This window comes from Mesorhizobium sp. WSM4845, from assembly GCF_055811455.1.
The window spans coordinates 40,594-64,453 of the sequence record NZ_JBVVQA010000028.1 but is presented as its reverse complement, the minus strand read 5'-3'; the positions used below and the strand labels follow the sequence as shown (position 1 = coordinate 64,453).

General features: G+C 59.1%; 21 protein-coding genes and 1 pseudogene. 9 read left to right on the top strand and 13 right to left on the bottom strand.

The window, feature by feature from the left end:
• Positions 1-54: 54 nt before the first annotated feature.
• Complete coding sequence (locus tag AC0L2C_RS26170; protein WP_128173130.1) at positions 55-486, bottom strand: VOC family protein; 432 nt, start codon at positions 484-486, stop codon at positions 55-57.
• 203 nt (positions 487-689) lie between these two features.
• Between AC0L2C_RS26170 and AC0L2C_RS26165 the strand changes: the two genes are divergently transcribed.
• From AC0L2C_RS26165 to galE, 3 genes are all read left to right on the top strand, one after another.
• Positions 690-1,892 carry an MFS transporter gene (locus AC0L2C_RS26165; protein ID WP_287238587.1) on the top strand — a complete coding sequence of 401 codons (1,203 nt, stop codon included), beginning with the start codon at positions 690-692 and terminating at the stop codon, positions 1,890-1,892.
• Positions 1,893-2,265: 373 nt separating this feature from the next.
• On the top strand, positions 2,266-3,240 hold the full coding sequence (locus tag AC0L2C_RS26160; protein ID WP_287291997.1) for a UDP-glucuronic acid decarboxylase family protein: 975 nt from the start codon (positions 2,266-2,268) through the stop codon (positions 3,238-3,240).
• A complete protein-coding gene (galE, locus tag AC0L2C_RS26155) occupies positions 3,237-4,211 on the top strand; it encodes a UDP-glucose 4-epimerase GalE (protein WP_473524778.1) in 975 nt (324 codons plus the stop codon). Before AC0L2C_RS26160 ends, galE begins: the two co-directional genes overlap by 4 nt.
• 23 nt (positions 4,212-4,234) lie before the next feature.
• Here galE and AC0L2C_RS26150 read toward each other — a convergent pair whose 3' ends face one another.
• Positions 4,235-5,035: a glycosyltransferase family 4 protein gene (locus AC0L2C_RS26150; protein ID WP_287321690.1), complete on the bottom strand. Its 801-nt coding sequence runs from the start codon at positions 5,033-5,035 to the stop codon at positions 4,235-4,237.
• A 516-nt stretch (positions 5,036-5,551) separates the two neighbouring features.
• Here AC0L2C_RS26150 and AC0L2C_RS26145 point away from each other — a divergent pair.
• Genes AC0L2C_RS26145 through AC0L2C_RS26130 form a run of 4 tightly spaced genes read left to right on the top strand, consistent with a single transcriptional unit; the run spans position 5,552 to position 10,701 of the window.
• A complete protein-coding gene (locus AC0L2C_RS26145; protein ID WP_473524796.1) occupies positions 5,552-6,748 on the top strand; it encodes an acyltransferase family protein in 1,197 nt (398 codons plus the stop codon).
• 2 nt (positions 6,749-6,750) lie between these two features.
• Complete coding sequence (locus tag AC0L2C_RS26140; RefSeq protein WP_473524777.1) at positions 6,751-7,854, top strand: glycosyltransferase family 2 protein; 1,104 nt, start codon at positions 6,751-6,753, stop codon at positions 7,852-7,854.
• A 46-nt stretch (positions 7,855-7,900) separates the two neighbouring features.
• Positions 7,901-8,917, top strand: a complete 1,017-nt coding sequence (locus AC0L2C_RS26135; RefSeq protein ID WP_473524776.1) for a glycosyltransferase family 2 protein — start codon at positions 7,901-7,903, stop codon at positions 8,915-8,917.
• Positions 8,917-10,701, top strand: coding sequence for an ABC transporter ATP-binding protein (locus AC0L2C_RS26130; protein WP_473524775.1), 1,785 nt, complete (start codon positions 8,917-8,919; stop codon positions 10,699-10,701). Before AC0L2C_RS26135 ends, AC0L2C_RS26130 begins: the two co-directional genes overlap by 1 nt.
• A 114-nt stretch (positions 10,702-10,815) precedes the next feature.
• On the opposite strand, the gene ftsH is transcribed toward AC0L2C_RS26130, so the two are convergent.
• From ftsH to AC0L2C_RS26085, 9 genes and pseudogenes are all read right to left on the bottom strand, one after another.
• Entirely contained in the window at positions 10,816-12,729 is a 1,914-nt protein-coding gene (gene ftsH, locus AC0L2C_RS26125; protein WP_473524774.1) for an ATP-dependent zinc metalloprotease FtsH, read from the bottom strand.
• Between the two features lie 170 nt (positions 12,730-12,899).
• Entirely contained in the window at positions 12,900-13,313 is a 414-nt protein-coding gene (locus AC0L2C_RS26120) for a GFA family protein (protein WP_473524773.1), read from the bottom strand.
• Positions 13,306-14,220, bottom strand: a pseudogene (locus tag AC0L2C_RS26115) (NAD(P)-dependent oxidoreductase). The gene AC0L2C_RS26120 and the pseudogene AC0L2C_RS26115 overlap by 8 nt, the downstream one beginning before the upstream one ends.
• Before the next feature lie 110 nt (positions 14,221-14,330).
• Entirely contained in the window at positions 14,331-16,061 is a 1,731-nt protein-coding gene (locus AC0L2C_RS26110) for an ABC transporter ATP-binding protein (protein ID WP_473524772.1), read from the bottom strand.
• Positions 16,062-16,105: 44 nt separating this feature from the next.
• Positions 16,106-17,218 carry a glycosyltransferase family 2 protein gene (locus AC0L2C_RS26105; RefSeq protein WP_473524771.1) on the bottom strand — a complete coding sequence of 371 codons (1,113 nt, stop codon included), beginning with the start codon at positions 17,216-17,218 and terminating at the stop codon, positions 16,106-16,108.
• A 141-nt stretch (positions 17,219-17,359) separates the two neighbouring features.
• Positions 17,360-18,316, bottom strand: a complete 957-nt coding sequence (locus tag AC0L2C_RS26100) for a glycosyltransferase family 2 protein (protein ID WP_473524770.1) — start codon at positions 18,314-18,316, stop codon at positions 17,360-17,362.
• Between the two features lie 37 nt (positions 18,317-18,353).
• On the bottom strand, positions 18,354-19,310 hold the full coding sequence (locus AC0L2C_RS26095; RefSeq protein ID WP_353682544.1) for a glycosyltransferase family A protein: 957 nt from the start codon (positions 19,308-19,310) through the stop codon (positions 18,354-18,356).
• Positions 19,311-19,560: 250 nt separating this feature from the next.
• Complete coding sequence (locus AC0L2C_RS26090; protein WP_473524769.1) at positions 19,561-20,334, bottom strand: class I SAM-dependent methyltransferase; 774 nt, start codon at positions 20,332-20,334, stop codon at positions 19,561-19,563.
• 49 nt (positions 20,335-20,383) lie between these two features.
• Positions 20,384-20,707 carry a hypothetical protein gene (locus AC0L2C_RS26085; RefSeq protein WP_473524768.1) on the bottom strand — a complete coding sequence of 108 codons (324 nt, stop codon included), beginning with the start codon at positions 20,705-20,707 and terminating at the stop codon, positions 20,384-20,386.
• A 652-nt stretch (positions 20,708-21,359) separates the two neighbouring features.
• Here AC0L2C_RS26085 and AC0L2C_RS26080 point away from each other — a divergent pair.
• Positions 21,360-21,572, top strand: a complete 213-nt coding sequence (locus tag AC0L2C_RS26080) for a winged helix-turn-helix transcriptional regulator (RefSeq protein WP_473524767.1) — start codon at positions 21,360-21,362, stop codon at positions 21,570-21,572.
• Positions 21,511-21,699: a winged helix-turn-helix transcriptional regulator gene (locus tag AC0L2C_RS26075; protein ID WP_473524766.1), complete on the top strand. Its 189-nt coding sequence runs from the start codon at positions 21,511-21,513 to the stop codon at positions 21,697-21,699. The genes AC0L2C_RS26080 and AC0L2C_RS26075 overlap by 62 nt, the downstream gene beginning before the upstream one ends.
• A gap of 49 nt (positions 21,700-21,748) precedes the next feature.
• Here the strand turns inward: AC0L2C_RS26075 and AC0L2C_RS26070 are convergent, their stop codons facing one another.
• Positions 21,749-22,573: an ABC transporter permease gene (locus AC0L2C_RS26070; RefSeq protein ID WP_473524765.1), complete on the bottom strand. Its 825-nt coding sequence runs from the start codon at positions 22,571-22,573 to the stop codon at positions 21,749-21,751.
• A 2-nt stretch (positions 22,574-22,575) separates the two neighbouring features.
• Positions 22,576-23,856, bottom strand: a complete 1,281-nt coding sequence (locus tag AC0L2C_RS26065) for an ABC transporter permease (RefSeq protein ID WP_473524764.1) — start codon at positions 23,854-23,856, stop codon at positions 22,576-22,578.
• Between the last annotated feature and the right edge of the window lie 4 nt (positions 23,857-23,860).

Sequence of the window (23,860 nt, the reverse complement as noted above, 5' to 3'; positions counted from 1 at the left end):
GTTGAATATTAAGCGTTGGCGCGGCGCGACGTAACGAGAATACCTGTCATCGAGCTAAAACGTAATCTCCACCGAAGCGGCGCTGCGGTTGGCCGGCCCGTGAAAGACGGCCTCGATGTTGTTGCCGTCGGGATCGAGCAGGAAGGCGGCATAGTAGCCGGGATGGTAGTGCTGCCGCTCGCCGGGTGCGCCATTGTCCGTGCCGCCGCCATCGAGGCCGGCCTTGTAGAAGGCGTCGACCATCGCGCGGTCCTTTGCCTGGAAGGCAAGGTGGTGGCGCCCCGTCAGTTGCCCGCTGGCCGCCCGGCTGTCGATGCTGGAGACGAACAGCTCGTCGGCCCAGAAATAATCCTCGGCGCTGCCGCCGATCGGAATATCGAGCACCTTGAAAACCGCCTCGTAGAAGCGGCGGCTGGCCTTGAGATCCCTGACCACCAGCTGGACGTGGTCGATGAGACGGCCGCGATGAAGTTCCATGCCTGACAGCTCCTGATCGCCAGGTTGGAAATCTAGCTCAGGACGGTGCACGGTCAATGCAATGGAGCAATTGAATGGCGCGATTTCCTGACTGGATAAAAAATGCAACCGGATTGTAGGATTCGAAATGTCGTCATCGTCCTTCGGACGCAAGCGGTGTGACGAAGCTTGAAAGAAGTCGCGCCGTGTCCAAACGATCTCGGGAGAAAAATATGAGCCTTTCCTATCGTTGGGTCATCGTCGCGGCAGGTGCTGTGATGACCTGTGTCGCCCTCGGGGCGATGTTCTCGCTGGCGATCTTCCTCGAACCGATGGCGCTCGACACAGATTGGTCGCGCGCCGGCATATCGAGCGCTATGACGCTGAACTTCCTGGTAATGGGCCTCGGCGGCTTCGCCTGGGGCGCCATTTACGATCGCTACGGCGCCCGCATCGTGGTGATGACAGGTGCGTTGCTGCTCGGGCTGGCGCTGGTGCTGGCCAGCCGCACCGGCTCGCTGCTTGTCTTCCAGATCACCTATGGCGTGCTCGTCGGCCTCGCGGCAAGCGCCTTCTTCGCGCCGATGATCGCGCTGACCGCCGCTTGGTTCGACACCAATCGCAGCTTGGCCGTTTCCCTGGTCTCGGCGGGCATGGGCGTGGCGCCGATGACGATCTCGCCCTTCGCGCAATGGCTGATCACGGCCTATGACTGGCGCACCGCCATGTTCGTCATCGGCGTCGCGGCATGGGCGCTGCTGGTGCCGGCCGCATTGCTGGTGCGCCAGCCGCCCAAGCCTGCCGCTGAAGACGCCGCCGCCGATATTGCCGCCAACGATACCGGCATGTCGGTTCCACAGGCGCTGCGCTCGCCGCAATTCATCGTTTTGGCACTGACCTTCTTTGCCTGCTGCGCGGCGCATTCCGGACCGATCTTTCACATGGTCAGCTATGCCATGCTGTGCGGCATAGCGCCGATGGCGGCGGTCAGCATCTACAGCATCGAGGGCCTGGCGGGCTTAGGCGGCAGGCTTCTATACGGCGTGCTTGCCGACCGGCTGGGGGTCAAGCCGGTGCTGATTACCGGTCTGGCGATACAGTCCGTGGTCATCGCAGCCTATCTTGCGGTCAGCGAGCTTGGTCAATTCTACACGCTCGCCGTCATCTTCGGCGCCACCTATGGCGGCGTGATGCCGCTCTATGCGGTGCTGGCGCGCGAATATTTCGGCCAGCGCATCCTCGGCACGGTGTTTGGTGCCGTCACCATGCTGTCCAGCATCGGCATGGCCTTCGGCCCGCTCGCCGGCGGCATGGTGTTCGATGCCTATGCCAGCTATTCCTGGCTGTTCATCGGCTCGGCCCTTGTAGGGCTCGGCGCGGTGGCGGTGGCGGTCGCCTTCCCGCGGCTGCCGCGCAGGGAATTGCAACCGGCGTAGGGTTGGTGAAGAGAGGACGCAGGGGGTCGAACGTGGACATCGGCTATGTCAGCTTTTGACCCCCAAGCTGCGAGGCGTTCATCGGCAGCGATAGGAGCCGGGTCAAGACTGTGCAGGATCCATCTCCCTTTATTACGATCATGATGCAACGCAGCGCATTCACCTCCAAATGTCGATTGCCGGTAGGCTGAGGTTCGGACGAAAACCGTCAAAGAATGGCAAAAGGGGCTTTCATGGATCGTGCGCCGCGCACTCACGCGACTATTTCAGGTCCGTTAACATTTTGTGTTTTCGGCGCAGCATTTTTTTCCTATCCTCCGCCCAGGGCTTTGCGCATTCGATTGCGTGAAGAACTGGCGTGAGGATCCCAAAAATGCCGCAGGCAAAGCGAGTCTTGGTGACGGGGGGCGCAGGTTTTCTGGGATCGTTCTTATGCGAGCGGTTGCTTGCTGAAGGCCACGAGCTTGTATGCGTCGACAATTTCTTCACAGGAAGTCGGAGAAACGTCTCGCATTTGCTCGACAACAGATCCTTTGAGATCATTCGCCACGACGTGACATTTCCGCTCTACGTAGAAGTTGATGAAATATACAACCTTGCTTGCCCGGCAAGCCCGGTCCACTATCAGTTCGATCCGGTCCAGACGACAAAGACCAACGTCCATGGGGCGATCAATATGCTGGGACTCGCCAAGCGGGTTCGCGCAAAGATCCTTCAGGCGTCCACGTCTGAAGTCTACGGAAATCCCGAGATTCACCCGCAAACCGAGGACTATTGGGGCAGGGTAAACCCGATAGGTCCCCGTTCCTGTTACGACGAAGGCAAGCGGTGTGCCGAAACCCTGTTTTTCGACTATTGGCGGCAAGACAGGCTGCGGATCAAGGTAGCGCGCATCTTCAACACTTACGGTCCGAGGATGCGTCCGGACGACGGCCGCGTCATTTCCAACTTCATCGTGCAGGCACTGCAAAACAAGCCGATAACCGTGTACGGCACCGGCGAGCAGACACGCTCATTTTGCTACGTCGACGATCTCATCGACGGTCTGGTTCGCCTGATGAACACGGCCGACGATGTTACCGGCCCGATCAATCTCGGCAACCCGGTCGAATTCACGATGCTCGAACTCGCCAATCTCGTGATCGAACTTACCGGAAGCCGATCCGAGATTAGGTTTTTACCTTTGCCCGTCGATGACCCAAGGCAGCGACAGCCTGATATCGGGTGCGCCTTGCGCGAGCTCAATTGGAAGCCAAAAATCGCATTGCGCGACGGTCTCGCCACGACTATTGCCTATTTCGAAGGCTTGGTCTCGTCGGGATATGCTCGGTCCGCTGCAGCCGAATGAAAACAGTCTTGGTCACTGGCGGGGCGGGCTATATCGGCTCACACTGCTGCAAGGCATTCGCCGAATCCGGTTGGTCGGTCATTGCCTATGACAACCTCTCGCGCGGCTGGCGCGATGCGGTCAAATGGGGACCGCTTGTCGAGGGCGATATTTGCGATCGCGTAGCGGTGGCAGCAGCGCTGCACCAGTATCGGCCGGATGTGGTGGCGCATTTAGCCGCTTACGCCTATGTCGGCGAGTCCGTCGAGCGCCCGGAACTCTACTACCGAAACAACAGTTTTGGGACGCTGGTCTTGCTCGAGGAAATGCTGAAGATCGGCGTCGACAAGCTGATCTTGTCGAGCACCTGCGCGTCTTACGGCGTTCCGATTCGTTCCCCGATTGACGAAACGCATCCGCAGTCGCCCATCAATCCCTATGGATGGTCGAAATTCATTGTAGAACGAATGGTGGACAATCTTTCGGATGCCCATGGCCTCAACGCGGTTGTGCTTCGGTATTTCAACGCGGCCGGATGTGATCCGGACGGCGAGGTCGGTGAGCGGCATGAACCGGAAACGCATGTCATTCCGCTCGCCATCGAGGCGGCGGTCAGGTCGGGCCGGATTTTTACCATTAATGGCACCGACTTCGACACAAGGGACGGAACCGCGGTGCGGGACTATGTCCACGTCAGCGATCTCGCCCGTGCGCACGTTCTGGCGGGGGAGAAGCTTCTGCGCGATCCGGGAGTCCACGTCTACAATCTCGGCACCGGAACCGGGACGACGGTGAACGAGTTGGTCGATGCGGTGAGCCGGGTTTCGGGAACGCGCCTTCCCGTAGCCTACGGTCCGCGCAGGGCGGGTGACCCGCCTGCGCTTGTAGCCGCGGCCGGGAAGGCGAGCCGGGAACTCGGCTGGATGCCTGAGCAATCCGGAATTGACCGGATCGTCGAAACGGCGCTGGCCTGGTATCGCCGCCGGTTGTGACGATCTTTTTTTGCGGAAGAGCCCTAGCGCCTGGTCAATAAACAATCGAGAGCGGCGGCCACTGCGGCAAGCGAGAAATTTTCCTCTATCCGTTTTCGCGATGCCTGACCGAGGCGTTCCCGCAAGTGCAGATTGTCCTTCAGTCTTTGCAGGGCGCGCGCGATTTCCTCCGGCTGGTCCTTTCGCACCATCAGCCCACCCGACGCTTCGCCGTTTGCCAGAATGTCGGGGAGCCCCTGTGCGTCGGTAGCGACGACGGGCAGACCGCAAGCCATCGCCTCCAGCGGTGCTACCGGCATGCCTTCGATGCGCGACGTGGTGACGTAGGCATCTGCCGCCGAAAGCCAGCGCCGGATCAGCGACCGATCCGTGGTATAGGCGGAAAGCCATTTCACGTTGGCCAGTCCGGCTTCGCGCAAAGGCCCGGCAAATTCGTTCCGATCCTGACCTGAGCCGATGATCACCAGTTCCGATGATGCGTCTGCGGAAAACAAGGGCCAGGCTTTCAGCAGCACATCGAGTCCTTTCCGGCGAATGTCGATGCGCCCGTGATTGACGACGACAAATGTCTCGCTCCGCAAGCCGAGGCTCTTCCGCGCTTGCTGGCGCGCGATCGCTTTCCATTCCTCATCGTCGATCGGGTTGGCGATATTGGCCATGTCGAGTGCAATGCGCGGGTAGGCTTTGCTGAGCCGTTCGCGCTCAGCAGCCGATGCGACGATCAGGCCGCTGCAAGCGCGAAGCGATGCCTGCCGTGCGATCGCCTCGATCCAGGACAATGTGCGGTCGCCGCCCTGGAAGGTCGCATAGAGGGGAATGTGCATACGGCGCGCCAGCCAGGCGAGCGCATCAAACCGGGTGTATTCATATTCCTAGGCGAGTATTACGTCATCCCTATTATCGATCGATCATGCTGCAATGCAGCACATCCGCGCCAACATGAACTGTGAATAAGTCCGAGCTTCGGTCAAAAACTGTCAAAATAGCCAGATTCGGGCGGATTTCGCGCATTTCTCAGGCCGTGCCTCACGCGACTATTTCAAACGCGTTAACATTTTGTGTTGCGACGCAGCATTTTTTTCCTATCGTCGCGCTGGAGCATTCGATGGCGTGAAGAGATTCCGTGGTGTTTAGGCAATCTGCAATCTGGTGGGCCCACTGGCGGGGGATGGCGCAGAGCCATTTGGTCGCTCCGCCCGAACCTCCGCAGCCCGCGCGAGACGCAGCGCTTTGAGCGAAAACGATCAGCCGCATTGCGCTGGCGCCGATGTCCGCAGAGTGAGCAGCGGCGACCCGCAGCAACGATGTCATCGGAGACATCCAACTGGCGGAAGCGGCCGATGAGACGCGCGACGCAATTGGACGCGCTGAGGGCCATCGCCGTGACGATGGTAATGTATTCGCATTTCTTTGCGGCGGGAGGGTCTTCCTTCTGGGGCCACATCGGCGTGCGACTGTTCTTCGTACTGAGCGGCTTTCTGATCACGCGGCTTCTTCTGGACGCGCGCGCGGCCGCTGAATTCGAAACCGCACCCGCACTCAAATCCTTCTACATCAGGCGGGCGCTGCGTATATTCCCTCCCTACTTTGCCGTGTTGGCTTTCGTTTGGCTGGTCGACCTGGAGCAGTCGAGGGGATCGCTGGTCTGGCATGCGCTTTATCTGTCGAATTTCTGGTTTGCACTGCGCAACGAATGGACGCCTTGGGTCCTCGCCCATCTTTGGAGCCTGAGCATTGAGGAGCAGTTCTATATCGTCTGGCCATTGATCGTTTTGCTGGCGCCGCTCCGGCGTCTTCAGTCGATCTGTATCGGCGTCATCCTGCTGTCGTTGTCGTATCGCTTTTATTGGCCGATCACCGGAAGTCCTGACCTCGCGCGCGACCTGCTTCCGCCAGCATCGATGGACGCGCTGGCGTCGGGTGCGCTGCTTGCAGTCTACCGAACCAGAACCGCTGTCTTGCCTCAGTGGCTGCGATTTGGCTGGCCGGCGCTCGCGGCCGCCTTTTTCGTCCTGCAGTGGTTTGCTCCGACGCCGGCAAATTCCGTGCAGGAATGGGGCCGCTGGCTGCTCTTGGAAGTCCTGCCTCTCGTGCCGCTGGTCGTGGTCGTTGCGAGCTGTTCCTCCGGCATTGACGGTTATCGGGGGAAGTTTCTCAACCTGCCACCGCTGCTGGCGCTCGGCCGCGTCAGCTACGGGGTTTATCTCTACCATCCCATCGTCCTGTCGCTCGTGGTCATGTCCCAGCCCTGGATCCCGTTCAACGTCTCTGAGCAAGGGCCGGGGCGATTCCTGGTTGCGGGAGCGGCGACCATCATCGTGGCTTCGGTCTCATGGCTGCTTTTCGAAAAGCCGCTCAACAGCCTCAAGCGCTACTTCCCCTATGTTGCTCCAGGAACTGGCGCCGTCATCCTGGCAGGTGCCAAAACGAATGACGCCGGGTGGCTTGGAAGGACAACAGGAGCTTATTTCAGCGGCCCGCTCGATGGCCGCAAAGCATCCCTGGCACGCGACCTCCCGCGAACGGATCGGAACTGACCATGGCTGCTCCCTTGGTGTCCGTTCTGCTGCCGATCTATAATGCCGGACCTTATCTGGCTGCCGCGCTCGCCAGCATCCTGCGGCAGGATTACGATCGCCTGGAGATCATCGCGACCGATGACGGATCGACGGATAATTCCCTGCAGATCCTGCAGAATTTCCGCAGATCTGACAACCGCATCTCCATCGTCTCACGCGAAAACCGGGGCCTCATCGCAACCCTGAATGAAGGGCTGGCGGTGGCTCGGGGTGATCTGGTCGCCAGGATGGACGCCGACGATATCGCCTATCCCTGGCGCCTATCGCGTCAGGTCGCACTCTTCAACCAGCGGCCCGACCTCGCCCTGTGCGGCGCAGGTGTCGATTTCCTGCTTGGCAAACGCATCGTCAAAGGCCTGCCTGATCCAGTTCTTCAGGAAAATGTCTTGGGCATATTATCAATGTTCTTCACGATATTCATGCATCCTACGGTAGTTTTTAATAGGAACGCCATAAAGGACGGCGATCTATATTACAATGAGAGCTATACCCATGCAGAAGATTTCGATCTCTTCAGACGGCTCACCGACCGTTACCCGGCGGCTATGATCCCCGAAAACCTGATCGCCTATCGTATCCATGGCGACAGCGTGACGAACCGGCACAAGCGGGAGCTGCGAAGGACGCATTTGAAGATCGTGGCCGAAACCCTTGAGCGGGAAGGCCTCGCGCCAAACGCGCGGGACCTCCGCGACATCGGTGATACTGCCTCAATGGACACGGTCCGCCGTGCCGCCGATTGGATGCTTGCGCTGCAGGAGAGGATTTCCGGACTGCCGGCGGAAACGAGGCCGAGCTATGAGGCCGGCACGCTGAACCTGTTTTATTTCCTCTACCAACTCGTAGGCGATGAGATGCAACCGCTGTTGACGCATGAGTTCCTGACGCGGACTGCCAAATGGGACCGCATTCGGCGTCGCGAGCGGTACGCATTGCGTGCCGGCGCCTACGCGCCGCGGTTCAGTCTCGTCTCGATGTCGGCGACCAGGCAGGTAGACGCCTTGTCGCGGTACTTGCAATCCGTGCCGGCCGCGGCGGTTCTGCCTTCCCTTGGGTTGAGCTAGAATGACAGTCAAATCCCACCAGCCTCTGCAGCACAGTCGCTCGAGTATGCTTGCGCCCATTTCGGCCGATCCCCGGCCGCAGCACGGCCCCGCACCGGAGGTCAGCTTCATCGTCTGCACGCGCAACCGCGTTGCGGTGCTCGAGCCTTGCATCAAGTCGATCCAGGCCGCGTGCCGCGCCCATCCTGCCTTCGCGGCCGAACTCGTGGTTGTCGACAACGGCTCGACCGACCGCACGGCAGAACGCCTGGCCAGCATCGCCGAACTGTCGGACATCCCATTGACGGCTGTTTGCGAGCCACGACGCGGATTGGCGGCGGCCCGCAACGCCGGTCTGGCGCGTGCACGGGGCCGTGTGCTGGTCTTCGTCGATGATGATTGCCAGGTCCATGGCGACTACCTCAGTGATTTGCAGCGACATTATGGGACCGGGGAACGGGTCGTCCGGGGAGGCCGCGTCGAGATCGGCGATGCCAGGGATCTGCCGTTCACGATCAAGCGATCGCTGGTCCGCGAGCGGCTTACATCGGATGTTCATCCCGGCGGTTTTGTGCTCGGCTGCAATATGACGATGCACCGCGATGCTGCTGCCCGTATCGGCCTTTTCGACGAGCGGTTCGGCGCAGGCGGCCCGCTGCGCTCCGCGGAAGATACGGACTATCTTGTGCGAGCGGTGCTGCTCGGAATCCCAGTCGAATATGTGCCCGACATGACGATTTTCCACCATCACGGCCGGCGAGATCGCAAGGCCATCGAAAAGCTCCACCGCGACTACTGCCTGGGCAATGGGGGGCTGTGCCTGAAACATGTTCGCCATGCGCCTTGGCTGCTTCGCCATTTCTACTGGGCCGTCCGATCGGCTTTCCGGGAATTGGTGAACGGGCCTCGGTTCGATTGCGAACTCAAGCTGTCGCACTGGCCGATCGTCGTCATGAATCTGCTCGGCGCGGCCAAGTTCGCGGTTCTTTCGTTGGCGAGACGGCCTCAGGCGCCGCAAGTGCGGCAGGATCAACAAGCACAGGATCAGCGGGCAAATGCCGAGGCGAGGGTGAATACGCCGTAATGCGACTGGTACCGCCGAGCCTGCCGATGCTGCGCCGCGCGCTTGGAAGTAAGCAACTGCGGCTGCTTCCTGCCGTGGTGATGCTGGGTCTTGCCGGCGCGGCCCTTGAAGGCTTCGGCATAGGCCTGATCATCCCCTTGCTGGGCATCATCATGGGGCAGGGGGATCAAACCGGAATGGCCGGCTTTTCTGCCGTGTTCCAGCATTTCGGATCCGACCTGAGCGAGCGCGACCGGCTGATCGTCATCTCGGCCGCTATTCTCGCCTCGATCGTCCTGAAGAACGTCTTCGCCTTCGCAAACACGCTGCTGACGACCTTCATCTATGGCAAGGCCAGCCATTCGATCCGCAGCGCACTGTCGGAGCAGTTGCTGCGGGTCGGTTATCCATTCTTCCTGCAGCAAAGTCCCGGACGGCTGCTCAACATCATCTCCAACGAATCCTGGCGGGCATCGGATGCGATCCAGATCATGCTGACGGCCATCGTCAGCGCATCGGCCGCTATCATTCTGCTGGCTTTTCTGCTCCTGCTTTCATGGCAGATGACACTGTTGGTCACGCTGGGGTTGGTCGTCGTTCAGATCGCGCACGCCATGCTGTCAGCCAATTTGAAGGCGCCCAGCCGCAGCGTCGCCTCGCGCAACAGCGATCTTGCATCGCAGATGCTCCACCTCGTGCATGCCGGGCGTCTGATCCGCATTTTCGGACAGGAGAGCCGCGAGAAGGCGACATTCGATCAGGCGTCGGACGCGGTTCGCCGGGCAGCTTTCGTCCTGCTTACCCGTCAGGGCGCATTGCCGCCGCTGACCGAGGTTCTCCACGCGATGCTGTTTCTGGCGGTGGTGATCGGCGCCTGGTTCGTGGGCGTGAGTTTCCCGCTGATCGTCGCGTTCGTCATCCTGCTCTACAGGCTGCAGCCGTATATGCGGGCCTTGCAAATGGCCTGGAGCCAGCTGCAAGGCTTGAGCGGATCGCTTGAAGAGGTGGTCTGGATGCTGGACCCGACCGACAAGCCCGAACCTCCGCGAGGGCACCGACCGTTCCAGGGCTTGGCGCAAGGGGTCAAGTTCGATGACGTGACCTTTACCTATTCCGGCAAGGACCAGCGTGCCGTGGTGCTGCATTCGGCGGCATTCGAGATCCGCAGCGGCCGCTCGACGGCGCTCATCGGCCGCTCAGGCGCAGGCAAGACGACGATCGTCAATCTCCTGTGCCGCTTCGTCGAGCCTGATGCCGGTAGAATTCTCGTCGATGGATCACCCCTCGACCAGATCGATCCCAGCCACTGGCGAAGGCATATCGCACTTGCCAGCCAGGATTTGGAACTGGTGGATGGCACCATTTTTGAGAACATAATCTACGGGCAGGACGCAGCCTCGGCCGGCGACGCCCAGCGTGCTGCAAAGCTGGCCGAAGCGCATGAATTCATTGAACATCTGCCGCAAGGCTACCAGACGGTCGTCGGCTACAGGGGCGTCAATCTTTCAGCGGGACAGCGGCAGCGGATCGCACTGGCGAGAGCATTGGTGCGCGATCCCGATATCCTCATCCTGGACGAAGCCACCAATGCGGTGGACGGACTGTCGGAAGCGGCAATCGTCGAGACCTTGAAGTCGAGGGCAGGCCGCCGCACGACCATAGTGATCAGTCATCATCACAGCACCATCTCATTCTGCGACGACGTGGTGATCCTCAGCGGCGGTCGCGTGAAAAAGCAGGCGCCTTTCGCCGCTCTGGCGACGCTCAGCATGGATGAGCTTTACCAGCATGACTCAATGGATTGATGAGGGATTGCGATTCTGCTTGCCGCGGCCACCTTCCCGCCGCAGGCAGTACCTCTCATGTGGGGCTGCGGCTTTCGGCAGTCGACCCCGGACGACGTCGGGACAGGAAGGCCGTCACTCGGCCCGGCGCGAAAAATTTGTCGCCGCAGCCTTGCCTCGTCGGATCGGTCGCTTTCCCGATTGCGGTTCGGGTGCCTCCGCGCGATCCGGCGCCGCGGCGTTTCCGACGAGCGATGCGAGCTCAGCCTCGCTGAGCGTCTCGATCTCGAGCAGCCTGCGCGCCGTCTTTTCCAGCAGATCCCGTCGCTCGGTGAGGAGCCCGACGGTTCGCGAAAAAGCTGTGTCGACGATGCCGCGAACCTCCTCGTCGATAGCCTCGGCGGTGGCCTCGCCGTAATCGTGCTCGCGCGGACCGCCGGCAAGTGGGTTGGGGCTCAGGAAGGAGCGCTGGTCCTTTTCCAGCGCCACATGGCCGAGCTTTTCCGACATGCCGTAACGCGTCACCATGGCGCGGGCGATATCGGTCACTTTGGCCAGGTCGTCGGCGGCCCCCGTCGACAGATGCCCGAACACGATCCACTCGGCCGCCCTGCCGCCGAGCAGCACCGCCATCTTGTTCTCCAGTTCCTCGCGGGTCATGAGGAAGCGGTCCTCGGTCGGCCGCTGGATCGTGTAGCCCAACGCGCCGACGCCGCGCGGGATGATCGATACCTTGTGCACGGGGTCGACGCCGGGCAGCGCCATGGCTACCAACGCATGGCCCATTTCGTGATAGGCGACGACCTCGCGTTCCCTCGGGTTCAACAGCCGGTTGCGCTTCTCGAGCCCGGCCACGATGCGCTCGACCGCATTGTTGAAATCGTCCATCGTGACGACATCCGCCCTCCGGCGCGTGGCGAGCAGGGTTGCCTCATTGACCAGGTTGGCGAGATCGGCGCCGGTAAAACCCGGCGTCAGCGCGGCGACTTTTTCGGCATCGACATCCGCCGCCAGCTTGGCCTTCTTCATGTGGACTTTAAGGATCTGGACGCGACCTTGCTTGTCCGGGCGATCGACCAGCACCTGCCGATCGAAACGGCCGGCGCGAAGAAGTGCCGGGTCAAGGATTTCCGGGCGGTTCGTCGCGGCGAGCAGCACGACGCCGATTTTCGGATCGAAACCGTCGAGCTCGACCAGGAGTTGATTGAGCGTCTGCTCCTTCTCGTCGTGGCCGCCCATCGTCGGGCCCGCACCGCGGGCGCGGCCCAGCGCGTCGAGTTCGTCGATGAAGATGATCGCCGGGGCCTTGGCGCGTGCCTGCTCGAACAGGTCGCGCACCCGGGCGGCGCCGACGCCGACGAACATCTCGACGAATTCCGAGCCCGAGATCGAGAAGAACGGAACTTTTGCCTCGCCGGCAACGGCTTTCGCCAGCAGTGTCTTGCCGGTGCCGGGCGGTCCGACCAGCAGCACGCCCTTGGGCATGCGCCCTCCAAGACGGCCGTATTCCTGCGGGCTTTTCAGGAAATCCACGATTTCCTGCAACTCGGCCTTGGCCTCATCGACGCCCGCCACGTCGTCGAAGCTGACACCGGTATTGGCCTCGACATAGACCCTGGCCTTGCTCCTGCCGATTTGCATCAAACCGCCCATGCCACCCGCCATTCGTCTCATCAGCAGCATCCACAAGCCAAAGAAGACGAGGATCGGGACGACCCAGGAGAGCAGGTCGCTCAGGAAGGTGCTTTCGATCTGGCCAGTGACGGTGACGCCGTGTTCCTGCAGCTGCCGCGCGAGGTTAGGCTCGACGCGCGTGGTAATGAACAGCGGCTTGCCGTCCTGCGGCTGCTTGAAGCGGCCCTGGATGAAGCGATCGGAAACCTGCACGTCGGCGATCTTGCCGTCGCGCAGCAGGGTTTCAAACTGGCTGTAGGGAATCTGCGCGACATGCTGGGTGGCGGTGTAGACGTATTGGAAGATCATCAGCCCGACGAAGGCGACGATCCAGTACCAGATATTGAACTGCGTCTTCCTGTTGCCCATGTCCATGGCGTGTCCTCCAGCGTCACATCGATGCAGGTCGCCGAACCGCCGCGGCTTCGAAGCGTACCTTGGGAGAACGTCGAGGAGCCCAAAGTGTTGCAAAGGAGGGCTGCGAGGGAAAGCGTATGATGCCGAGCCTGTTGCAACCCAAAGAATCGCGCTTGGTGATCCGCTGCTCAAGCGGCGGCGGCTTCGGGCACGCCCTCCAAGCAAAGCCATCTATGCTTTCTGTGAGGCCAATGGAGCATTATCGGGGGTGGGAATTCCGGGTCCTCCAGGCAGCCGACCGATACCGATAGCGCATCCTTCAGCCCTTCTGCCCGCATCAAGACGACCGAGCCGCATGTGGTGCAGAATGTCTGCTTCAGCCATTGTCCCGACGAGCCGGTTCTGCGCCAGGATCTGGTCTCGCCTTTCTGGCCGACGAGGGCGGAACCGGGGTAGATGGCCCGGTATGAGAACGCCGTTCCGGTGCAGCGCTGGCACTCCATGCAACTGCACGCATAGACGCGTCGCGGCTCGCCGGCGGGGACAAGTTCCACGCTCCGGCATGAGCAGGTCGCGGTTCGTTTCGTGTTGCTGCTATGCATTCGATGGCTCCCCGCTCTGGCGCGGCGAACCATTTCGAAACAGGGGTGCCAGAGATGCAAAATCATCTTCCATGCGCCCCAGCGAAAGTGCCGGTCGAAAGATCATATCCATGGCGCGCGGCATAGCCGCGTCGAGCCCTCGCTCCTCGCATGCCTCAAGCAGATGCTGGAAGGCGCTGTAGTGGGCGCCCAATGACGCCAGGGTCGCGTCGTCGCCGGCAAAACGGCGTGCATTCGTTCTATCCACCAGGTCGAACAGAGCGGCATCGACAACAGGCTTGAATCCGGAAAGATGGCTCCTGAACGTCGCCAGGTCGAGACCTTCGGCCTCGGCGACGGCCATGCCCTGGAGTGCTCCGAAGAGCCCGCCCCACATCTGCGTGAGCAGAGCAGTATCAAGCGCAGAGGCTTGGCCCGGCAGCTCCCCGACATAGCTCGTGGCGCCGCCGAGCGCGAACAGCAGCGGCTTGTGCTTCTCATAGACGTCGCGCGGACCCGAATAAAGCAGTGCGGTTTCGGGTTGGCCGATAAAATCCGGAGTGGCCATGATCGCCCCGTCCAGATAGCCGGCACCATGCCCCTCCACCCAGCGCGCTTCTTCTCGCGCCAGACGCGGCGATCCGGAGGTGAGTTGCACGACGGCTTTGCCGGCCAATGCCGAAGCGATGCCAACCCGCTTCAGCAAAGCGTCGCTGGCGGCATAGTCGAGAACATTGATGATCACGACGTCGGCCGCTCGGATTCAATCCTCCACTGACGGGGCGACCGTCGCGCCAAGGGCCGCCAATGGCTCGCACTTTGCCACGGTTCGATTCCAGACCCACGTTGGGTAGCCGCGGTCGAGCAGCGTTCGAGCAATGGACGAGCCCATTCGGCCCGCGCCGAGCACGCAGACATTCGATGTCATAATTACTTCTCCGATAGGCTGATGACCCTTTCGACGAGGGTCCGTTTTATGTTTGGCGCGCTCGATCGTAAGATATAAATTCTTGCTGCGTTGAAGAACTCCAATACCTGTTAGCGCGAAGCGCCGGCATGCTCCAACTTCCACATGTGGTAGAACGAGCTGTCTTTGTCGCTGAGCAATTCTCTAGGAGACCCCTGTTCAATAACTCGGCCCTGATGCAGAACAATAACGTGATCGGCAGACTGTATCGTGCTGAGGCGGTGTGCGATGATAACGATCGTCCTTTTGCCCCTTAGCTCGTTTATGCTAGTCTCTATTGCTGTTTGCAAAGCAGCGTCTAAGGCGCTTGTCGCCTCATCCAGGATCAAGATTTCTGATTTTTTTCTCAATGCTCGGGCAATAGCGATTCTCTGTCGCTGACCTACTGAAAAACGGTGACCTCGCCTACGGACTGGAGTATCAAGCCCATCCGGAAGGAGGGCAACAAACTCGTGAACCTGCGCTGCCCGCGCGGCATCTTGCACGCTGTCGCGATCCCAATCTTCTGCTCCATAGCTTATCACATCTAAAATAGTGTCCCCAAGAAGTTCAGCGTCCTGCCCGGCAAATGCGATCCGCTCTCTCCAGTCTGTTAACCTAATGGAACGAACATCTACCTCATCGACCGACATCGTACCCCGGGTGGGGTCAAAAAAACGGCACAACAGAGCTGCCACAGTACTTTTTCCAGATCCAGAAGAGCCGACGAATGCAGTCAGACGGTTCTTCACTATTTCAAAACTTGCGTCACAAATAGCTGCCGTGTCGCTACCCACGTAGGTGAAGCTCACGTTCTCAAATCGAATGCTCCTGGCCAGCCCACTGAATGCCCGTGACCCGCTTGATTCCTCCGGCTTTTGAAGCACGTCCCTGATATGATCCAGCGTCGGCAAAGCTCGGGACAATTCGACTCGCACATGATTCAGCATTCGAACGTGAGGCTGCAGTCGGTACAGAAGGACGAGAAAGGCGACTAGCGTACCCGCGGGGATACCCATGCTCCAGGAATAAGCTACGATAACCAAAAGAAGCGGCGCAAAAAGAACTTCCGTAATCGGGCCTATTATCGCGGCAGCTTTTTCCACGTCAACTGACGCTGCACGATCACGCGCTGCTATATTAGCGAATCTTCTAAACTCCCGCTTCTCTCGAGAAAATAGTTTAATTACCTTTAGAGCCTCCAACGATTCGATGAGCCTCGATGAGAGCTCTGCGCTGGTTTCTTTTGCGACAGCGGCTCGACGCCTCACTCTCCTAGTAAGAATGATAGTAACAATACCAATGAGCGTTAAACCGGCTAGGGAGACTACAGTCAGTCGCGGAGACAGAAGAAATAAAATTACGCAAAATGCAGTAATGGAGAACAGGCTAACTAATCCTTTCGCTACTGCAACCACGAACTCACCTGCGAGCCACGTCTCTCCCTGGACGATGTTGAACATTCGGCCAGAACTGCTACTGCTGACAAACTGAAAATCGGCACGAAGCAAACTGTCAAATAGTGACGCACGCAGGTCTAAAACAATCTTTTTGCTGATAATTAGCGCAACAAAAGAATATAAGTATTGAATAGCAGCTTTGCTTGCGAACAGGAACAATACACCAAATAGCAATGATAGCAAAACGGTTGTCTGATTAGCTGCCGGCCAGATATCTGTTGCGCGACCAAGTAAAGGGAATACTACAGCCACATCGGGCGATCGAAACAGGTAGGATATAAGGGGAACGAGTATCGCAACCCCGATGCCCTCAACTGCAGCAGAAGCTACGCCGAGCATGACCAGTGTTGGAAATGCCCACAAGTGTGGTCTCAGAAAGGATCTTAGGAAATATGCGTAGGCGCGGTTCACGATGTCGGTACCACGCCAGCAACGGCCAATCGTGCGGCTACCGCCCGGCGTCGGTCGTGCCTATCCGGAATACGCGGTTCAGTCTGCAATCCCTCCTCCGGCGATATTTCATGAAAATGGCGGATATGCTGTCTCTTGCTTTTGACGGGGTGATCTGAAGACGTCCAGCCGAACCAATCTTTCAGTCGGCGCGAGATCCCTCGCGTCAACGATCGCGCTATTCTCAAATTTAATGCGGATTGAGGATCGATCAATATCGTTCTCGCTAGAAGCGCCAGGCCTTGACGAAACTTCCCTTCACGCAGCGACCGCTCCGCTAGCCAGCTAGCGTTCTCGCCCGCCGCCCAGCGGAAGAGAAAGGCCGGGAGTTCGGGGTGCCGATTGCGTACTTCGCGCAGGACAATCTGCCGCGATTTAAACATTTTGAAGATATTGCTAGACATACTGCCATCCGAGAGGCGGTACCCCATGAGATAGAAATCGGCTATTCGTACCGTATATCGTTCCGAGATGGCGAGAAACGCCCTTGTGTCCTCTGCCCCTTGTGCTCCCCTGGCCCGAAGACTGGGATCAAATCCTCCTATCTCCAGCAGGCATTTCCGCCTTACCAATACCGCGCTGCCCCCGCCCATGAAATTGAACAAAACGAGCAATGGGTAAACGTACCCCTCATAGGGTGGGAAGTGTGGGCTTTTTATAATCGCTCCATCGGAATCGACCTCTCGGTACCTGCAGTAGACTATACCAGTGTCGGCGCCCCCGCGCTGCATGACCTCCATCTGCTTAGAAATCTTTTCACGGTGCCAGAGGTCATCCGCGTCGAGGAAAGCAACGTAATCGCCTTGCGCAGACGCGATCCCCGCGTTCCGGGCGACAGCGACGCCTCCATTCGCCTGATGTATCAATCGCACTCGCTTGTCGCGAGCAGCACACTCACGCACGACACTGGCGGTGGCGTCCGTCGACCCATCATCAACCACGATGATCTCAATTGAGGGCCATGTCTGCTCCGCTGCGCATCGAACAGCGTTTTCTACGAACCCACAGCCATTATGGACCGGTATCACCACGGAGACTAGCGTAGCGGATTCATCACTCAGATTGGCCATGGATCAACCGCACCTGAATCTAGTGGTGTATTTGCTGCCATCTTCGTGACATCAGCGTTCAGGAAATTCAAATCCAAAACCACACTACAATTCACTGGCTTCCCTGCCCTGGTATTGGTTTAGAAGCTCCGACCTAGCAAATCAGTCGCCTGCGAGAGGCGCGGCACCTGACGCCACCTGCTCAGCACGTCGATGGGGTCCCCGGGGATAACCTAGTGATGATGCTATCAGATCGATGTAAGCAGCTGGCGCGTGCTGGCCAGCCCACGCAAGGGTCAGAATTGCGCTCCTGAATTTCCCGCTTCTGTTTAGATCCCGCACGGCTGCCTTGATCATTTGCCTACCGTACAATCTTTTCCAAAAGCCTATGCCGTCTCTATAAGCTGCTTTATAGGATCGGTCGCTGCCGGTGTGCATCTTTTGGCGCCTTAAAACCAACAATGCGCTCCGCAGCATCTTTTGGTAATTACGTGACATGTTATAGTCGTGCTGGCGGTACTCGGCAACTATTTCGCTGTACACTTCGATCGGGTACTTTCGAGCAAGGCGCAGGTAAACGTCATAATCTTCGCAGGCTTCCAATCCCGGATCAAAACCCCCCTCCCGAACCAGGATAGAGCGATCGTAGAGTACTGTACCGTGCATCGCGATGAAATTGCCCCTAAGAAATGCTTTATAAGGATCGCCTTCGTATGCGGGCGACCGTTCCCACAGAGCAACTCTATCCAGCGACACCCCACGGTGCCCGCCACATACAAACGCGTATCCAGCCCGCGTGATGAGTGCCGCCACGCCCAGCTCGACTGCATTGGGCAACAGAATATCATCGGCGTCTAAAAACGTCACGTAGGCACCAGTCGACTTAAGCAACCCGGCGTTGCGCGCTGACGGCAATCCGGCGTTCCTCTGGTGAAGAACAATGGCATGTTCTAACTTGTTCGCTACCTCAAGCGAGTTGTCAGTCGACCCATCGTCAACCACCAGGATCTCGACATTTCGATAGGTTTGCCATCGAGCACTGTGAAAGGCATCTTGCAAAAAGGTGCCGTGGTTGAAGCATGTGATTACAATACTAACGAGTGGATCCCGCTCGCCCACGGTAAGCTTCCTCTCTATCTCTAGACGCACCTCGTATTCACGGCGCGCTCGAGCTCGTCAGACTACTGTACGCGCGGGCCAACCTTCTCGCGACTCGACTCATTACTGGGTGCCGATACCGCCAGAGTGCGCGCTGAAGTTTTCTCCACTCGTTTGATTGCTCCATCCCAACAGATATCATATGACCTTCCAACCAAACGAGAAACTGGTGCCGGTACTTATGAAACTCACCTTCTTGGTGTACGATTTGGCTGCTCGACGTAGACCTCTGTCGGTAATAGTCGCAACAGGCGCTGGAAACGTAAACAGGCGTCGAGGTGTATACCTTCGCCAGGAACACTTGGTCTGTGAATACCCGTTTGAATTCATCGTTCCAACCCCCAATTCGGTCGACAACATCCGATCTCACCAGCACAGAATTCATCGACGGCGACGCGCCTTCGCCCAAAGGGTACAACGCTGAGAGCAGAGCAGGAGGCCGCGCCAAGCTGTTCTGAGGTGCACCGACGAGCACAAACTCATCTTTGTCTTTGTCTTCAGCGCGACCCGTCCACCGATGCCAATATACCGTCGACCCAACCACCATACCGGCTTCTGCTATCATTTCAAAAATTGATAATTGTTGCTCCAGTCGATCTGGAAGCCAAACGTCATCGGCATCCAAGTATGCAATGTACTCGCCTGACGAATGTTCGCGCCCTAGATTGCGCGATGAACTCGCCCCCAGATTTCGATGCCCGAAATGCTCTAAGTATCGAATTTTACCCGGCGACTGCTCCGCGTAACGTTTGGCGACGTCTGTGCTCTCATCTGTAGAACCGTCGTCAATAAGCGCTAACTCCCAATTTGTGTAAGTTTGATCCAACACGCTCTCGACTGCCTCCTGTAAGAAGGAACCTGCGTTTAGAAACGGGGTTATGATCGAGACCAGGGGACGATGCGATTCCACCAAGTACTTCCGTTCCTGTTTGGCAAGTGGCGTTATGCTCGACATTTCCGAAGTGCCTCAATCATGGAGAGGTCCAATATCGGATGCGGGGTAGTATGCCGTTGGCAGTCCAGGAAAAGCAGGCTAAGCATTATAGCAAGTTGATGTGGTCTTCTCAACTAGGCGTGCAGTGGGTGCCAAGGATTGGAGGTGGAGCGAAGCGGAACCGAAGTGTTACCCGCGATACCTCAGGTGACGGCTATCTGAACCCATCCCCCCCGAATAGGAGGCCGCCTGCGAGCAGGTTGGCCAGATATCACTGACGTCTTTGCGGATGCTTTCGGATTGCAACAAGCACCGCGCTGTCGTCCAAGCTACATTCAACAGAACCTACCGCGGCCAGCGCGTTATTGGCATCCACCGAACCCCCACCCGGCCCAGGCCCTCTGATAACGAAGTGTCCTTTCTCACATGTGAAGTCCCACTTGTGCAGCTGCTTGTACGATTCCGTCTTACCTTCGTTTTCAGCATGATAAAGCACGACGAAACCATCATGTTTTGTGACCGAGAGCATTTGTTGTATTGCCTTGAGTGGACTAGCGGTGTGGTCTATACAATTCTGTCCATGAACAATGTCGAAACTGTAATCGCCAAATTGGGTGGTAAGGTTTTCGGCGTCACCAAAGACTGTTCGAACAATAGGTTGAATGCCAAAATCTCTCAGAACTTGATCATATTCTGATGCCAGAAGGTCAGTTGCAGTAATCCTGATCTCTTTCGAAGCATGCACTTTGCCGAGCTTCGTCAACGGGCCAGCCCCCACATCGAGTATGTGAACTGGGTTGGACGTCAACCTGTCGACATATCGCCCAACGTGATCCTGAATTGGTAAATTGGGGTCAAGACGTTCCTTGTAGTCCTCTGGCCAGAATGATCCCTGAGTGGAGAACCAGTGTCTCCAAAACAGAACTTCGTCTTTGAGCTGTTGGGATCGGCTGTCTCCCTCCAGCCAGCGCAGGATATTTCGTCCGAGCCGCCGAGCCCTAGTCAACACCGATGTCGATCTTCTCAGAGACCGTTCTCTAGCCATGACGGGACTCCTCGCGGTGAAGACGGTTTACGGTCCACTCTGGTCGCGTTTAGGCGTTGCTCGCCCTCGCCATGGCGTAAGCCCCTCCGGAAGTCAGGTCAAGTGCAACAAGCAGGTTGGGCATTGCGTTCCGCCATCCGGATCGGGATCCGAGATCGTCAGGTCCGAAAGGTCCCAGTCCTGCGGCCGGAGTGATGTCGACTTCGAGGTCCGGCTGCGGCCTCAGCCCTGCTTCCTCGTAGCTCCGCCCGACCAAGTCGATCGCCTTCTCGCGCAGGCCGGCCTCGACCGGAGCCGTCGGTTCCGGCCACGGTTCCGTCGACTCGCCGCCGCAGATCGCGATCCGGTAGGGTTCGCCGCTGCCCGAGTGCATCAATTGGCTGACGTTGATCTTTAACCATAGTCGCTCGCACGAAAGGCGTGTCGGTCCACTCCGTCCACGAGATCCTTTATCGAAAAGACGACATTGCGACCTCGGCAACCTCGTTCGAAATCTCGCTGCCGCAATGGACTTGATGGCGTAGCAGACGACATTGTCTGCAGGCGCGATGCCCGACACTTGGATTAACGGCCGCCAAACAAGACAAACTGTGCAGCCCTATAAGCTTCCGCTCGACGGCATCTGCTTTTCGATTTCCTTTAATATGTTGGTTGCGCGTGCGATGCGGCTATGCTTGGCCAGAAAGTCCGTCTCCGCCTGCAGCCCAATCTGATCCCGAAACACCTTGTTTTCGTGCAGGCGCTGAAGGGCTTTGACCCAGTCCGACCGGTTGTCTGGGGACACCAGAACGCTGTTAACACTATCCCTCAAAACTTCACGGATAACTGGCAGGTCGGAGGATACCGTCGGTTGCCGTGCGCCATATACTCGAAGATCTTGAGCGGCGACATTCCCTCAGCGATATTTCGACCGCCGCCCTGGCCCTCTACATTTCTGAGATAGGGCGCGAGTACTCAGAACTTCCGTTCGTTCTCTGAGAAGTACGCACCTTGAGAGCTATCGCCATCATGACAGGAGCTGCCAAATGAGGCGCAAGGAACCAGACAGCTGCGGTTTTGCTGCCGCGCTGCAGGCCATCGGCGGAAAGTGGAAAACCTCGCTGCTATGGGAACTGCACCTGCGGCCTTACCGCTTTGCCAAACTGCGCCGCTCGCTGCCTGGCGTCAGCGAAAAAAGTGCTCACGCAACAATTGCGGCAGATGGAAGCCGACGGGCTGATCAGCCGGCGCGCCTATGACGTAGTGCCGCCCCGCGTGGAATACTCGATCACGCCGCTCGGCTTTAGCCTGAACGATGCGGTGACGGCCATGTCGGCGTGGGGCAAGTACCACGAGACATGGAAATCGCACCGTAAAGCGGCCTGACGCGGGCAGCCTATGGAGGCTTTGGCCGACCGCCGCACGACATTCCTAGCTAGTCGATGCGCGGTCGCTGCTTGCCACGGCGGGCCAGAACATTGGCGACGATGAGCAGGATGATCGACAGTGCCATCATCAGCGTCGCGGCGGCGGTGATTGCCGGGCTCAGCTTCTCGCGCAGGCCGATGAACATCTCGAGCGGCATGGTGCGCTGATTGGCGCTGGCCAGGAACTGCACCACGACTACCTCGTCGAACGAGGTGACGAACGCAAAGGCCGCCCCTGACAGCACGCCGGGCAGGATCAGCGGCAGCATCACCCTGAAGAACGACGTAATGGGCCTTGCTCCGGAGATGGCGGCGGCGCGCATCAGATTGCGGTCGAAGCCGGAGAGGCTCGCCCCCACCGTGACGACGACGAACGGACTGGCGAGCGCGGTATGCGCCAGGATTATCCCGGCATAGGTGCTGGCGAGGCCAACGCGCGCATAGAACAGATACGAGCCGACGGCGGTGATCACCACCGGCACGATCAACGGCGACAACAGCAGCGGCATGACGATGCGGCGGCCGGGAAATTTTTCGTCGGAAAGTGCGATCGCCGTCAATGTGCCTAATATCGTTGCGATCAGCGTCGTCCCGAAGGCAACGATCAGGCTGTTGCCGATGGCTGCCTGCCAGCGCTGGGTTCCGAGCACGACCTCGTACCAGCGCGTCGAAATTCCCTCCAGCGGAAAGATGAAAAAGGCGCCGCTGTTGAACGACAAGGGAACGGGAATGAGGATCGGCACGAGGAGGAACAGGATCACCATGCCGCACCATAGCCAGAGCAGCGCGATGCGGATTCTTTCGCCAGTCGTTGGATAGGGAGACAGCAGCATGGCTACACCAGCTTGAGGCGGTCGAGGCCGAGGATGCGGGCGAAGATGCCGAACAGCGCCAGGGTGAAGACGAGCAGGATGAAGCTGAGCGCCGCCGCCATCTCCCAATTCAGTTCGACATTGACATAGCTGGCGATGAAATTGCTGATCAGCTGGTCGCTGGCGCCGCCGATCAGCGCCGGCGTGATGTAATAGCCGAGGCAAAGGATGAAGGTGAGCAGGCAACCGGCCATGACGCCCGGAAAGACCTGTGGAAGGTAGACGCGGCGAAACGCGGTGAACGGTTTTGCGCCGAGCGAATAGGCAGCCTTCATCTGCGAGGGCTGGATGGTGCGCATGACGCTGTAGATCGGCAGCAGGGTGAACGGCAGCTGGATGTGGGTCATGGCGATGATCAGGCCGATGCGGCTGTACATCAAATCGAGCCGGTCGTCGGCGAGACCGAGCCACAGCAGCAGGTCGTTGACCAGGCCGAATTTCTGCAGGAGCACCGTCCAGGCCGCGGTTCGCACCAGGATCGACGTCCAGAACGGCAGCAGCACCGCAACGATGAGGATTGCGGCGAGGCCCTTGGGCACGGAGGCGATGAGATAGGCGAGGGGAAAGCCCAGGACCAGCGTGGCCAGCGTCACGGCTGCGGCGACCAAAAATGTGCGCATGAACACCTGCACGAAGATCGCCTGTTCGGGTGGTACTCTTTCGATGCCGCCATCGGCATTCCAGCGCAGGTCAAGCGCGCTCAGCAGATAGAATGACGTCACGCTATGGGTGCCGCTCTCGATGACCGGCCATGTGCCCGGCGCCAACCAGAACGGCACCGCTTTCATCAACTCCAGCGGCGGCCGGTCGGCAGAATCCAGTTGACGCACCGTCTTGAGCACCTGGCTGCGCGCGCCGGGCAGGCGGGCGTTGAGGCTCTTGGCGAGTTCGTAGGCGGTGCCCTTGGCCTGATTGCTGCGGAGATCGGCGGCAAGGGCCAGGAACGCAGCATCGTCGGGCAGTCCGGTGCCGTTCCAGCCGCGCAATGCCTGGCTGGTCTGCGGCAGTGCGTTGGCAATCGTCGGATCATAGACGGCGCGCGACAGCAACAGGACGATCGGGATGCCGAAGCTCAGAGCCAGCAGCACGAGCAAAGGTGCTGCCAACGTCAGCGATCGCAGGCGATCGCCGAGATCGGCGCGGCGAAGTGCTGCCGCAACCGACTTTGCTGCGCCGGAATCGGCGGCCGACCAGTCGCGGCTTGCCCGCGGCCGGTCCAGTTTCGTGGGCTCGAGCGCCGACATTTTC